This is a genomic window from Haloarcula sp. DT43 (assembly GCF_037078405.1).
GTDB classification, from domain to species: domain Archaea; phylum Halobacteriota; class Halobacteria; order Halobacteriales; family Haloarculaceae; genus Haloarcula; species Haloarcula brevis.
The window spans coordinates 314043-327658 of the sequence record NZ_JAYMGZ010000003.1; the positions used below are offsets into that span (position 1 = coordinate 314043).

Below are 13616 nucleotides of genomic sequence, written 5' to 3' on the forward strand. Positions count from 1 at the left end.
GCCGGCCCGAGTGAAAAAGCCAGAGGCCCCCGGCGGCCACGACCGCTGGGCGGCGAGTGTCTACGTTGGCTCCCGTACGGCTATATACCCCTCATATAAAACGCCTATACCGAACTCACCGACGTGTCGCCAACGACTCTACAGCGATGGTCTCAGCACCGACGTTTCACCCGGACCTCGACGCATCACACCAGCGAATCCACAGCCACAGGTGGGAGGAAATCTACGTCGTGGGCGACGTCCACGGCTGTCGTCCGACGCTCGAACGGCTGTTGGACCGGCTGGACCCGACCGCGGACGACCTCGTCGTCTTCGTCGGCGACCTCGTTCGCAAAGGCCCGGACAGCGCCGGCGTGGTCGACGTCGTCCGGCAGACGCCGAACTTCGTGACCGTCCGGGGCAACAACGAACAGAAGCTCATCGACGGCCGCAAGTCGATTCCTTCGCTGACCGACGACGACCTCTCGTGGCTCGCCTCGCTCCCCGCGGCGATATCCTGGGACGATTCGCTCGTCGTCCACGGCGGCCTCGACCACCGGAAGCCCATCGTGGAACACGACCTGACCGAACTGCTGAACATGCGCTCGCTGGTCCCCGACGGGAGCTCCGACCGCCCGTACTGGTTCGAGACGCGCAGCGAGCGCCCGCGCGTCTTCTTCGGCCACACGGTGCTCTCGGAGCCGTTCGAGACGCCCAGCGCGGTCGGTCTGGACACCGGTTGCGTGTACGGCGGGCAACTGACGGCCTACCGGTGCTCGACGGGCGAGTTCGTTACCGTCGACCCGGAGACAGTCCACGAGGACCGGTCCGCCGACAGCATCGTCGACCCAGACCGGAACGCGCCGGTCTCGCCGTAACGCATGGACGGCTCCGAATCCCCGGACATCGAGGCGTACCAGCCGGACGACGTCGACCTGACCGACTCGTCGCTGTATCTCAACCGGGAACTGAGCGAACTCGCCTTCCAGCGACGGGTGCTCCACGAGGCGCTCGACGAGCGCAATCCGCTGCTCGAACGGGTCCGCTTTCTCTCCATCGTCACCCGGAACGTGGACGAGTTCGTGATGAAACGCGTCGGTGGCCTCAAACAGCAAATCGAGGCCGGCGTGACGGAGACGGCCCCGGACGGCCGGACGCCCCGCGAGCAGTGGGACGCGGTCCACGAGACGCTCCGGCCGATGCTGGCGACGCAGGCCCGGTGTTACCGCGACGCGATTCGCCCGGCCCTCGCTGACGAAGGCATCCACGTCCTTGAGTACGAGGAACTCGGCGACGGCGACCAGGCGTCGATGCGCGAGTACTTCGAGGACTCCGTGTTGCCGACGCTGACGCCGCTCTCGTTCGACCCCGCCCACCCGTTCCCGTTCATCTCGAACCGGTCGCTGTCGCTGGCGGTCCTCACTCGGCACCCGAACGCCGACGAGCCGACGTTCACCCGCATCAAGATTCCGCCGAACCGGCCCCGGCTGATACAGGTCGACGACGCTCGCTACGTCCGAATCGAAGACGTGATTCGGGCGAACCTGGACCTGCTGTTGCCCAACGTCGACATCGTCGACACGGCGCTGTTCCGACTGACGCGCAACGCCGAGGTGCGGCGCAACGAGGAGGTCGCCGAGGACCTCATCGACATGGTCGAGGACGTGCTCGAACAGCGCCGGTTCGCCACGGTCGTCCGGATGGAGATATCCGCCGACGCCGACCCGCGCATCCGGGCGACGCTCACAGAGCAACTCGGCCTCGACGAGCGCGAGATATACGACCTCCACGGGCCACTGGACTACCGCGACTTCGCGGAACTGACCGACCTCGACCGGCCGGACCTCTCGCTCGACGAGTGGACGCCACAGCCCCACCCTCGCCTCGACACCCGGAATCAGCGCCCGCTCCGCAACGCCGACCAGACCGCGGACCGCGACATCTTCGAGCGTATCCGGGAAGGCGACATCCTGTTGCACCACCCGTACCACGACTTCACGGACACAGTCCAGCGGTTCCTCTCGGCGGCCGCCGAAGACCCCGACGTGTTGGCGGTCAAGGCGGCCATCTACCGGACCGCCAGCGACTCGCAGGTCATCCAGTCGCTCATCGACGCCGCGGAGAACGGCAAGCAGGTGGCGGTGATGGTCGAACTGAAGGCCCGCTTCGACGAGCAGAACAACCTCGAGTGGGTGCGCAAACTGGAGGAGAACGGCATCCACGTCGCCTACGGCACCGTCGGCCTCAAGACCCACACGAAGACGGCGCTGGTCGTCCGAGAGGAGGACGACGGCGTCGAACTGTACTCCCACGTCGGGACCGGCAATTACCACTCCGAGACGGCGAAAGGCTACGTCGACCTCGGCCTGCTGACCGCCGACCGGAACATCGGCCGCGACCTGACGAAGGTGTTCAACTTCTTCACCGGCCCGTCGCTGGACGAGGACTTCCGCGAACTGCTCATCGCGCCGGTGACGATGCGCCGGGAGTTCACCCGCTGTATCCGCCGCGAGGCCCGGCACGCCCAGGCCGGCCGCCCCGCCCGCATCGTCGTCAAGGTCAACGGCCTCGAAGACCCCGCCATCGTCGAGGAACTGTATCGCGCGTCGATGGCCGGCGTCGACATCGACCTCGTCGTCCGGGACATCTGCCGGCTCAGGCCCGGTCTCGACGGTATCAGCGAGAACGTCTCGGTGTACTCGCTCGTGGGTCGCTTCCTCGAACACTCCCGAATCTTCTACTTCGAGAACGGCGCGCGGGCCGACCCCGACGAGGACGACGACTGGGGCGAACCGGAGTACTACATCGGCAGCGCCGACTGGATGACGCGGAACCTCGACTACCGCGTCGAGGCCGTCACGCCCGTCACGAGCCCCGAAATACAGCGACAGCTCCGGTTCACCCTCGAACTCGTCCTCGCTGACAACCGCAAGCTCTGGGAGATGGACAGCGACGGGGAGTACCACCAGCGGTACCCGGACGACGGCGGACAAGTCGTCAGCGCACAGGACGTCCTGATGCGAGAGGCGCTGAAGGCCGGCCGCGCGGACGACTCCGTCGCGGGCATCCCTGGCGACTACCCGCTGGCCGGCGACCTCTGCATCGCGGGCGACGCCACCCGCCGGGCGTCCACGGACCGGCTGTCGAACCCGGACGACGCCGACGACGCGGCTCCGACAGCCGACCCGAGTGGCGAGACGTTCGAAGTCACGGACGGCGGCGAGGACGACCTCCTGTCGACGCACAGCGACCGGTGGTACGTCCCCGACAGTGTCGTCTACGACTACGCCGTCCGGACGCCCGACGGGGAGCGGCGCTACTTGAAGACCAAAGCCGGCGTCGCGGACCTCCTCGGCCGACTGTACGATAATACTGAATAGCTATACGGATAGACTATACCACCCGGACGCGGCGACCGCCGATGTGGGACCCGTTCGCACAAAATCCGTTTTCATTCTCCGCGGGGCCTATCTGTCTCCCCCGCGAGTCGGTCGCTGTAGCTATGGACTTACAGGAATTCGCCAGCGCCAACGCCCCCACGGACGGCGGCGATGGGTTCCAGAAGGAGAACAACAGGCTCCTCGACGTCCCGCTCGACGGCACCGTGATGGTCAAGGCCGGTTCGATGGTCGCCTACACCGGCGAGGTCACGTTCACCGGTCGGTCCTCGGCGGAGGGCGGTATCACGGGCTTCGTCAAGGAAGCCGTCAGCGGCGAGGGGACGCCGATAATGGAGGCCGAGGGGAGCGGTCACCTCTACGTCGCCGAGAACGGCAAGAAAGTGCAGGTGCTGGACCTCGACGACGGGGAATCGATATCGGTCAACGGCACGGACGTGCTCGCGTTCGAATCGAGCGTCGACTACGAAATCAACACCGTCAGCAGCCTCTCCGGTATGGCCGCCGGCGGCCTGACGAACGTCTACCTGACCGGCCCCGGCGAAATCGCGCTGACGACCCACGGCGACCCGCTGGTGATGACCCCACCGGTCTTTACCGACCCGGACGCGACCGTGGCGTGGAGTTCGAACCTCTCGCCCTCTTTCGAGATGAACAAGGCGTTCGAAATCGGCCAGACCTCCGGCGAGTCGATACAGATGGAGTTCACCGGCGACGACGGGTTCGTCGTCGTCCAGCCCAACGAGGAAGGTTCGGTCACCCAGAGCCGGAACTAGTCCCGCGTCGGGACCGCCGTTCGCCTGCGGAGCCGTCCCCTGACGAACGGCCGAACCGGCGTCACGCCCAGATGCAGCCGCTCGATTTCGACGACGTCGAACGACCGGTCGGCGACGAGCTGCGACCCCGTCTGCCGGGTCAGGTGACACCCGCCGGCGAGGCGCTCCCACAGCGGCGCGAGCAGCGATTGCACGCGGGCGCGCCACCCGTCGTCGACGACGTGTTCGAAGAACCGGAGTTCGCCGCCCGGCCTGAGCACACGGGCGACCTCGCCCATCGCGGCGTCGACGTCCGGAACCGTACAGAACACCATCGAGGCGACGACGGCGTCGAAGGTGTCGTCGCCGTAGGGTAGCGCCTGGGCCGGGGCGGACTCGATGTGAATCGGCGTGGCAAGCGCCGCCGCGGCCTCCGCCGCCTGCCGGCGCATGTGGGGGTCCGGCTCGGTCGCGTGGAACTCCGTCGACGCGCCTGCGACGCGTTCGAAGTACGGGAACATCGCCCCCGTGCCAGCGCCGAGGTCCAGCACTTTTCCGTCCAGTCCCGACGCCAGGTACTCGCGGTGTGGCGGCAGGAGTGCGCGTTCGAGCACCGCCGTCGCCGGGTCGTAGATAGCCGCAAACAGCGGCGCGGACGGGCTAGGGGTCGAAGGCATGGCAGTACCGACGGCGGCCCCGCTGAAAGCGCTGCTCCCTGTCGGTCCCTCGCCGGTCGACTGCCCTTCCGACCGACGGTGGCCCACCGGTCCGGCTCAGCGCGGGGGCCGCCAGTCGTGTCAGCGTCACGGTAACCGGCGTTTTTCTCCCCCTCTCGCCCCCTTTTCCGTATTCTACCATTTGGTAAAAACACAGATGTCGAACGACCTGTCCATCGACGCCGACTGGAGCAGACAGTACATCGACGGCGAGTGGGTGCCGGCCGACGACGGCGGGACCATCGCCGTCGAGGACCCCTCGACGCGGGAGGCCGTCGCCACGGTCCCCGCCGCGACCGAACGCGACGTCGACGCAGCCTACGAGGCCGCCAGCGAGGCACAGACCGAGTGGGAGACGGCCCCGCCGGCCCACCGCGCGGAGGTCGTCCAGCAGTTCCTGGCGGCGCTCCAGGAACACAGCGACGCAGTCGTCGACCTGCTGGCTCACGAGGTGGGTGGCTCCGCCATCATGGGCGAGACGTCCATCCAGATAGCCTCCGACCACGCCGGCGAGGCGGCGACGCTGCCCCGGCGGATGAAGGGTGAACACGCCGAGTCGAACATCCCCGGCAAGGAGAACACCGTCGAACGCGGACCGAAGGGCGTCGTGACGGTCATCTCCCCGTGGAACTTCCCGCTGAACCTCTCGGCGCGGGCGGTCCTGCCCGCCATCGCCGCCGGGAACAGCGTCGTCCTCAAGCCCTCGACAAACTCGCCGATTACGGGCGGGCTCCTGTTCGCCAGGCTCTTCGAGCAGACCGACCTGCCCGACGGCGTGCTCAACGTCGTGACCGGGCGCGGCTCGGACATCGGTGATCGCGTCGCCAGCCACCCCGAGAGCGACGTCGTCTCTTTCACCGGCTCGACGGAAGTCGGGCAACACGTCGCCGGCCTCGCCGGGGAGAACCTCGCCGTGCCCGCGATGGAACTCGGCGGCAACAACCCGTTCGTCGTCACGAGCGACGCCGACGTCGACCGCGCCGTCGACGCGGCGACGTTCGGCTCGTTCGTCCACCAGGGGCAGGTCTGTATCTCCATCAACCGACACATCGTCCACGAGGACATCTACGACGAGTACGTCCGGAAACTGACCGAACGCGCCGCGTCGCTCACGGTCGGGAGCGCCCACGACCCGGCGACCGAAGTCGGCCCCATCATCGACGAGTCCCAGCGCGACGAGATGCTCGACTACGTCGAGGAGACCGTTGCGGCTGGAGCCACGCTCGAAACCGGCGGCGAGACGGTGGCTATCGACGGCGTCGAGGACTCGCTGGTCGTGAAGCCGACGGTGCTGTCGGGCGTGACCAACGACATGGCGGCGGCCTGCAACGAGCACTTCGGTCCCATCGCGCCGGTCATCCCGTTCTCGGACGTCGACGAGGCCGTCGAAATCGCAAACGACACCGAATACGGCCTCTCCGGGGCCGTCCACGCCGACGACCTCTCGGTCGCCAAGGACATCGCCAGCCGACTGGAGACCGGGAACGTCCACATCAACGACCAGCCCATCAACGACGAGGCCCACGTGCCCTTCAGCGGCATCGGGGCTTCCGGCGTCGGCGAGTACAACAGCGACGCGTTCCTCCGTGAAATCACCGAGACGAAGTGGATTTCGGTCCAGCACGAGCCCCGCGACTACCCGCTGTAACGTCGGCTGACGGCTGCGACCTCACGGTCGGACCACGCGGCCGGCGGCGCTCAGGCGAGCCCGTCGGACTGGCGATACTCGTAATCACCGAAGCCCAGCAGCGGGAAAAACAGGACGCCCAGGAACGCGAGCCCGAGCCCGAAGCCGATGCCGCGACCGAAGGCTCTGGCCACGCCGGCGTGAATCCTGTACAACGCGTAGATGTTCAGGATGGGGACCAACAGCAGGACCAGCCACCACCACGCGTTCCCGCCGATTTTGAGCATGACGTAGAAGTTGTATATCGGGACGATTGCCTTCCAGCCCGCGTGACCGGCCTTCCGGAACACCAGCCACATCCCGGCTATCTGGACGGCGACCACCAGGAGCTGGAACAGGACATACACGATGTCACCCGCACCGCCGCTCTGGAGGGGTGCTATCAGTTCGATGGGGACCATACCGGCAGTGACTCCGGGGCTCTGAAAAAAATGGCGAAGGGCGGCCACGTATCGGGCCAGCCCACCCACTCTGGGGCACACGGTGAAGCCCACTGGCCACTGGTCCGTGGACCGCGGCCGTCGGCTTGCCCCGCCCGGACCCGCCTACGAATCCACGGCGTCGCCGCCCGTCGGGCGCTGCTCTGCCGGCGGCTGGATGGTCAGGTGGTCACGCATCGACTCGATGAGCGTCGCCGGCAACCGGATGTGCCCGTCGGCGTCGCGCTCGACGCTGAATATCTCGGCGACGTCACTGTCGATGACGACCGTCTGCAGTTCGCCCGTCGCCGTATCGATGGTGAGGTTTTCCACTGTGCCGACTTCGCGGCCGTCGGTACTCACGACTCGAACGTTGGAGAGCTCGCTTGCGAGGACCGTTCGCATACCGGCCTCTTGTCCCGAAATTATCATAAAAATACTGGATTTCTCACCGCTCACAGTGCCCTGTCGCCGCACGTCGCATGCCTACTGGGTGTGTGGTGGTCGGGGCCGACGGTCCCGCTCCGTTCAACGTGGCTTTAAGCTATCGCCGGCTGTTTTTCGACCCCACTGCAACTGCTACCCGTATGCCAGCGAACTGCCCTCCACTTGCGGTACGGAACTGCCGACGGCATAGCGACCGAGTGTCCGCGCGACTGTCTCCGCTTCGGGAGGTGATTCCGTGAACCGTCGCTCGGTGGTGCTGGCCGCGGTACTCGTCGCCTCGGCGGCGGGGCCGGGGCTGGCCGCTGCACAGCAGACCGCCACGCTCTCGGAGGAGAGCGTCCCGCTCTACGCCGCCGAACAGCAGGTGGTCACCGGCGAGACCTCGCTCGACCCCGGGACCGAGTTGACCGTCAGAATCCAGTCGACCGACGCCCAAACTCCGTTCGTTCGACAGTCACACGTCAGGGTCCGGTCCGACGGGACCTTCGCCGCCCGGTTCGACCTGTCCATGGTGCCGCCGAACACGACCTACGAACTGCACGGTCACGCCGACGGCGACCCGCTGTTCGAACGCCGCGGCACCATCGCTCAGTGTGACGCCGACTGCACCGACCCGGTCCCGGAGACCCCGGAGCGGACCGAACGCGGCGAAAACGTCGTCGCCGTCTCACAGGGCGAGACGGCCGAAATCCCGCTCTCGATGAGCGACGGCGGGAGCAAGACACTCTCCGTCGGCAGCGAGGCGACCAACTACCGCATCAATGCGACTGTCAGCGACGACGACGGCGACGGCGAGGTGCTGGTCCTCTTCGACACCGCAGCCGCCGGCACGGACGGGGCGACCCTGGGCGTGGCGGACGACGGCGACTCGCTGACCGTGACCGAGCCGGAGCCCGCCCTCCCGTCGACGCTCGACCCCGCCGCCTACCCCTACCGCGTGTACGACGGCCGGACGACCGATGGCACGCCGACTCTCGGCCAGCTCGTCATCGAGGCCAACGGGTCGGCAAACGAGCGGTTCGAGGTCGAGGAGTCGGCCGACTTCGGCTTCGGGGAATCGGTGGTCCAGGGTCGACAGGGCGAGACCGTTCGAATCCCCGTCGTCCTGGCGACCGCTGACGCGGCCACCGTCTCCATCGGGAGCCCCGCCACCAACTACGAAATCAACGCGACCGTCCGCGACGGGAACGGCGATTCCCGCGTCGTGCTCCTGTTCGACACCGCGGCGGCCGGCCACGACGAGCCCACCCTCGAACCCGCCGCGGACGCCGACGCCGTGGCGGTCGAATCCGGCTCCGAGGTCGCGCTCGACTCGCAACTCGCCGCGACCAACTACGACCTGTCGCTGTACCGCGGCACGGAGGCGACCGGCCAGCCCGACGCCATCGGAACGCTGGCCGTCCGCGACGGCAACGCGTCCACCACCGCCTCCGACGACGTGGATTCGGTGACCGGCGAAACGTCGGCCGCCCAGCAGTCCCGGGCCGGCGATTTCGGCGTTGGTACCGGCGCTCTCGCCGTCGGTGGCGTGCTCGCCATCGCCGGCGTCGGAATCTGCCTCCGAGCGATTATGAACTGAGACTGTCCGGGCTCCGAAGCAGTATCGACCACCGTCCCTTCTCGGCTCGACTCCGTTCTCCGGGCTCACCCGTCAGCGAGCAGGGCCGCCATCCCGAGCACGGTGAGACACAGGCAGAAAAACAGGAGGCCTGGCTCGACGACCTCGAACACGACCCTGGCGAGGGCGTCGGTCCCCTGTACCGGCCCCGAGCCCGGACTCGCCGGGGCCAGGACCCCGCTCCCGGCCGCGGTGTTCGCCAGCCGCTCCGCGCCCCACTGGACGAAGAGGCTGGCGAGGCCAATCAGCCCCAGCCCGGCGACGACGTCGGCCAGGGACTGCCGGAGGCGGGGGACCATCTCCCGGTCGCCGACCAGCACAATCGGGTCGCTCGCCGGGCCGTACACAGTCATCTCGTTGCCCTTCGAGGAGTAGACCGTCTCGACCGGTTCGATGAGCTCCGCCTCTTCGAGGTTCGAGACGTGGTAGTGGACGTTTTGGACCGACGTGTCACACCGGTCGGCTATCTCAGACGGCGTCCCGGGCTCGTCGTACAGCGTGCGAAACAGCGACCGACCGGTGTCCGACGCGAGGGCGTCGAGCACGTCGTCGGTCTCGGTCGCCGCGACGCCGAGCACTCGCGGTGATTCGTCGGCGGTCCCCGTCCGCTCCTGTATCCGTTCGATGAGACTCGACATGCGTCCGTATCGGGTACGTGACCGGGCCGTTCGCAAAACGCTGTGGCTGGGTTAAAACGAGCTTTAACCCTCGGTCCGGTTCCGCGCGGCTCGGACCGCACGCACCGGGTCGACCGCCCCGTGGCCGGTCCCGTTGTCGAGTCCCGGCTCGCTCACGTCCCTGGCGGTCCGCTCCAGCACCCGTTCGGTCCGGCGCGGGGACAGGGACTCGTTCGCGTCGAGTAGCAGGGCCACGGTCCCGCCGACGTAGGGGACCGCCGCCGAGGAGCCGACGAAGCCGTCGGGCGCGGCGGCGGCGAACTGTCGGTCCGGGGCGACGACGTCGACGCCGGGCCGGCCGTCGACCGTCGGGCCGTGGGAACTGAACGGTTCGAGCTGGTCGACGCGGCTGTTGTACGCGCCGACGGTGACGGCACCGCGTGCGGTCCCCGGCGCGACGACGCTGTTTCGGGTCGTCGCGTGCTGGAGGTCGTGTGTCGGTGAGACGAGCCGGAGCCGCGTGCCGGTCGGGGACGCCGGCCCGCGAACGACGAGGTAGTAGTCGCCGGGCCTGACGTCGGCGACGATGCGCTCGTTCGGCACGCTGTCGCCGTGATAGGGCTGCGAGCGGGCGACCAGCCGCGAGTCGGTTCCGTTCGTCCGGTACAGCTCGACCGTGTACTCCTCGTCCGCGTGGTCGCGCTCCCAGGAGAGCCAGACCGTGATTTCGGTCCCGCCCCGGACGTAACTCCGCCGGCTCCCGCCCGCGAAGGCGACCGTCCGGTTCTCGACGGCCTCTGCGGTGTACCGGCCCGACCAGTGTGACTGTGCGAGGTTCCCGGCCGGGGCGACGAACACCGCCCCGCGCCTCGTCGCTCGGGTCGCGCTCCGGGCGACCGGCCCGGTCCCGTCGCCCGGTTGCCCGTAGAACGAGACCGGCGCGACGATTACGTCGACGTCCGCCCGGACGAGCCAGGCCACGGCCCGCCGGTAGCTGTCGACGCTGTCTATCCGTGCGAGGTACAGGTCGGCGTCCGGGGCGGTCCGGGCCACGACGGCCGCCGTCGCGGTGCCGTGTGCCTCGTCGGTCCCGTGTGCGGGACCGGCCCCGAACGCCCGCGTCGCGGCGACGCGCCCGGCAATCGCGTCCGACTCCGTGTCGAACCCCGTCGGGTCGACGACGCCGACCGAGACGTTCGACCCCGCGATACCGGTCGCGTGGAGTTCGGCGAACCGACCGGCCGTCCCGTTCGACACCGCTACCGGGTCGCCGTCAGTCGCGGCCGGGCGCGGCTCCGCCGGAGCCGTCACCGCGAGCACAGCGATGCCGGCCGTCAGCGACCCGACAGCCACGACGGCCAACAGCCAGACGGCGGCGTTACGCACTACCGACCACCCGCCGCGAGGCCGTCCGTGACGCCGTGGCCGACCGCCCGCTTCCGAGTGCTGTCTTGGGGATTCAGCGACCGCTGGAAGCCCCACTGTCGGCAGTAGCGAAAGAACTGTTCGGCGCGTACCTCCGGTTTCATGAGTTCGACGGCGCTTGGCGGAGCGGCCGGCAACGGAAAGGGGGAGGGCTGTGTCCGTTGCCGGTCGGACAGTCGAGCGTGGCGGATTCCGGTTCGTGGCAACGGTGTGGCGATGTGGGTGGCAGCCGGGGACCGGCGCAGGCGGCCTCCGGCATGTGATCCGTCGGGCGGATGCGTAGTAAAGCCACCTCAGACTAAAATCTGAGTTTAAACGACCCGCACAGACGGTGGCTTCTGCCGCGGTCGCGGCGACATGGAAGAGAATTTCAGTCCGTCCCGAGAACTCCGACGGGATGTTGCGCCCTCCACTGGGCCTGCCGGAGTTCGACGGCGGGCCGCTGGTCCCTGTCGCAACGTACCTCCTGACGATTGCCGTCCTGTCCGGCCTGGTCGCGCTCTCTCCCGGGGCGTCCCCGCCGCCGCTCCTGGGGATGGCCTGGGGCGGCTTTCTCGTCGTCCTCACGGCCGCCGCACTCAGGGTCGAGGCCCTCAGCTTGCGCCCGCTCCTCCCGCCCCGTCGAACGCTCGGGCCCGTATTCGGCGTCGTCGCCGCGTTCTGGGCGCTGTACAACCTGGTCGCGGCCGCGCTCGCGCTGGGCGGCGTCTCCGGCTTCGAGGCGACGCTGTCGCGGACAGCGACCCGTCCGCTGCTGTATCTCGCGGCCCTGCTCAGTTCGCTTCTGTTCACCGCCATCCCGGAAGAACTCCTCTTCCGAACGTACCTCCAGCAGAAGTGCACGTCGCTGGCCGGGGGCGCGACACGCCGCGGCGCTCTCCTCGGCATCGGGCTCGTGGCGGTCCTGTTCGCGCTCTTTCACCTCCCCCGGTGGTTCCTCGCGTCGGGCCACGGGGTCGGTACCCCACTCGCGGGCCGGCTCCTCGGACTGGCACTCGTGGGGGTCGCCTACGGGAGCGTGTACGCGCTCACGGGGAACCTCTGGCTCGTCGCGGTGTTCCACGCCTCGATGAACTACCCACCGCTCGCGGTCACGACGAGCGTCCCGTCCGAACTCCACCTCGCTGTGGGCGTCGTGGAATGCGCCGCCATGGTCTCGCTGGTCTACCTGGCCGTCCGGCTCTCGGGGCGGGACGGCCACCCGCTCGCCTGGTCCCCGAGGGAGACGTCCCCCTCGACCGGGGACTAGGGGTCACTACTGCGGCCCGCCCGCTGCGGGTCACGGACTGACCCTCCGGTCGCGCCGTCGAGTGCTGTCCCGAATCGTCCATAATAATTGACTAGTTATAAGTGACAGCCATACTATGGGAAATATGGTTGTGCTAACCAATGTCAATGAACGCTGTTGTGTACAAGGGCCCGAAGGAAGTGGCCGTCGAAGAGGTAGACGAACCGGAGATAGAGCACCCGAACGACGTACTTATCGACATCACGACCTCGTGTATCTGCGGGTCCGACCTCCACATGTACGAGGGGCGGACGGCGGCGGAACCCGGCATCGTGTTCGGACACGAGAACATGGGTATCGTCACAGCGGTCGGCGACGCCGTGTCCTCGCTGGAAGTGGGCGACCGCGTCGTCGCGCCCTTCAACGTCGCCTGTGGGTTCTGTGAGAACTGCGAGAACGGATACACAGGGTTCTGTACGAACGTGAATCCTGGCTTCGCTGGCGGGGCTTACGGCTACGTCGCCATGGGGCCGTACAAGGGCGGCCAGGCCGAGAAGCTCCGCATCCCCTATGCGGACTTCAACGCCCTCAAACTCCCGGAGGGCGACGAACACGAGGACGCCTTCTCCCTGCTCGCGGACATCTTCCCGACAGGCTGGCACGGGACAGAACTCGCCAACCTCGAACCGGGCGACTCCGTCGCTATCTACGGGGCCGGCCCGGTCGGGCTGATGGCCGCCTACAGCGCGAAAATCAAGGGCGCGGCGGAGATTTACTCCGTCGACCGCGTTCCGAGCCGGCTCGAACTCGCCGAAGAACACTGCGACGCGACCCCGATAAACTTCGAGGACGGCAACCCGGTCGAACAGATAAAGGAGCGACACGGCGGCGGCGTCGACAAGGGCGTCGACGCCGTCGGCTACCAGGCAATCGACCCCGACAAGGAAGCCGCCGATGCCTACGACCCGGCGCGTGAGAACCCGGCCGTCGTCATCAACAACCTCATCCGGACGGTGAAACCGACCGGCGAACTCGGGATTCCGGGACTCTACGTGCCCGAAGACCCCGGCGCGCCGGACGACATGGCCGCACAGGGCCGTCTCGGCATCGACTTCGGGCTGCTCTTCGAGAAGGGCCAGGCGCTCGGGACCGGCCAGTGTAACGTCAAGTCCTACAACCGGGAGCTGCGGGACCTCATCATCGAGGGACGAGCCGACCCCAGCTGGGTTGTCTCCCACCGCGTCGACTTGGAGCAGGCCCCGGAGATGTACGAGGCCTTCGACAACCGGGAGGAGGGCGTCACGAAGGTGCTGCTGGAGCCCTGAGG

At 67.9% G+C, this 13616-nt stretch carries 12 protein-coding genes; 7 read left to right on the top strand and 5 right to left on the bottom strand.

Annotation, left to right across the window (positions count from 1 at the left end; translation table 11 throughout):
* Nucleotides 1-146: 146 nt before the first annotated feature.
* The 3 genes from VI123_RS13305 to VI123_RS13315 all read left to right on the top strand — a co-directional run bounded on the left by VI123_RS13305 (nt 147) and on the right by VI123_RS13315 (nt 4153).
* Entirely contained in the window at nt 147-857 is a 711-nt protein-coding gene (locus tag VI123_RS13305) for a metallophosphoesterase family protein (RefSeq protein ID WP_336338549.1), read from the top strand.
* Nucleotides 858-860: 3 nt separating this feature from the next.
* Nucleotides 861-3359 carry a polyphosphate kinase 1 gene (gene ppk1, locus VI123_RS13310; RefSeq protein WP_336338550.1) on the top strand — a complete coding sequence of 833 codons (2499 nt, stop codon included), beginning with the start codon at nt 861-863 and terminating at the stop codon, nt 3357-3359.
* Nucleotides 3360-3481: 122 nt separating this feature from the next.
* The gene (locus VI123_RS13315; protein ID WP_336338551.1) at nt 3482-4153 is read left to right on the top strand and encodes an AIM24 family protein; all 672 of its coding nucleotides are present in this window, start codon (nt 3482-3484) and stop codon (nt 4151-4153) included.
* Here VI123_RS13315 and VI123_RS13320 read toward each other — a convergent pair.
* Nucleotides 4150-4809, bottom strand: coding sequence for a class I SAM-dependent methyltransferase (locus VI123_RS13320; RefSeq protein WP_336338552.1), 660 nt, complete (start codon nt 4807-4809; stop codon nt 4150-4152). The two genes, VI123_RS13315 and VI123_RS13320, sit on opposite strands and share 4 nt — an antisense overlap.
* Nucleotides 4810-5005: 196 nt before the next feature.
* On the opposite strand from VI123_RS13320, the gene VI123_RS13325 reads away from it, so the two are divergent.
* Nucleotides 5006-6496: an aldehyde dehydrogenase family protein gene (locus VI123_RS13325; RefSeq protein ID WP_336338553.1), complete on the top strand. Its 1491-nt coding sequence runs from the start codon at nt 5006-5008 to the stop codon at nt 6494-6496.
* Between the two features lie 50 nt (nt 6497-6546).
* Here the strand turns inward: VI123_RS13325 and VI123_RS13330 are convergent, their stop codons facing one another.
* Nucleotides 6547-6936, bottom strand: coding sequence for a DUF5684 domain-containing protein (locus VI123_RS13330; RefSeq protein ID WP_336338554.1), 390 nt, complete (start codon nt 6934-6936; stop codon nt 6547-6549).
* Between the two features lie 144 nt (nt 6937-7080).
* Nucleotides 7081-7359, bottom strand: coding sequence for a PRC-barrel domain-containing protein (locus tag VI123_RS13335; RefSeq protein WP_336338555.1), 279 nt, complete (start codon nt 7357-7359; stop codon nt 7081-7083).
* Between the two features lie 277 nt (nt 7360-7636).
* Between VI123_RS13335 and VI123_RS13340 the strand changes: the two genes are divergently transcribed.
* Nucleotides 7637-8980, top strand: a complete 1344-nt coding sequence (locus VI123_RS13340; protein WP_336338556.1) for a DUF7827 domain-containing protein — start codon at nt 7637-7639, stop codon at nt 8978-8980.
* A gap of 65 nt (nt 8981-9045) precedes the next feature.
* On the opposite strand, the gene VI123_RS13345 is transcribed toward VI123_RS13340, so the two are convergent.
* Together VI123_RS13345 and VI123_RS13350 are read right to left on the bottom strand one after the other, a co-directional pair.
* On the bottom strand, nt 9046-9657 hold the full coding sequence (locus VI123_RS13345; RefSeq protein WP_336338557.1) for an ArsR/SmtB family transcription factor: 612 nt from the start codon (nt 9655-9657) through the stop codon (nt 9046-9048).
* Between the two features lie 63 nt (nt 9658-9720).
* Nucleotides 9721-11022, bottom strand: a complete 1302-nt coding sequence (locus VI123_RS13350; protein ID WP_336338558.1) for a S8 family serine peptidase — start codon at nt 11020-11022, stop codon at nt 9721-9723.
* Nucleotides 11023-11458: 436 nt separating this feature from the next.
* Between VI123_RS13350 and VI123_RS13355 the strand changes: the two genes are divergently transcribed.
* Both VI123_RS13355 and VI123_RS13360 read left to right on the top strand, forming a co-directional pair.
* Nucleotides 11459-12310 (top strand): CPBP family intramembrane glutamic endopeptidase, encoded by an 852-nt coding sequence (locus VI123_RS13355; RefSeq protein ID WP_336338559.1) that lies wholly within the window; start codon nt 11459-11461, stop codon nt 12308-12310.
* Nucleotides 12311-12456: 146 nt separating this feature from the next.
* Nucleotides 12457-13614: a glutathione-independent formaldehyde dehydrogenase gene (locus VI123_RS13360; RefSeq protein WP_336338815.1), complete on the top strand. Its 1158-nt coding sequence runs from the start codon at nt 12457-12459 to the stop codon at nt 13612-13614.
* Nucleotides 13615-13616: the final 2 nt, after the last annotated feature.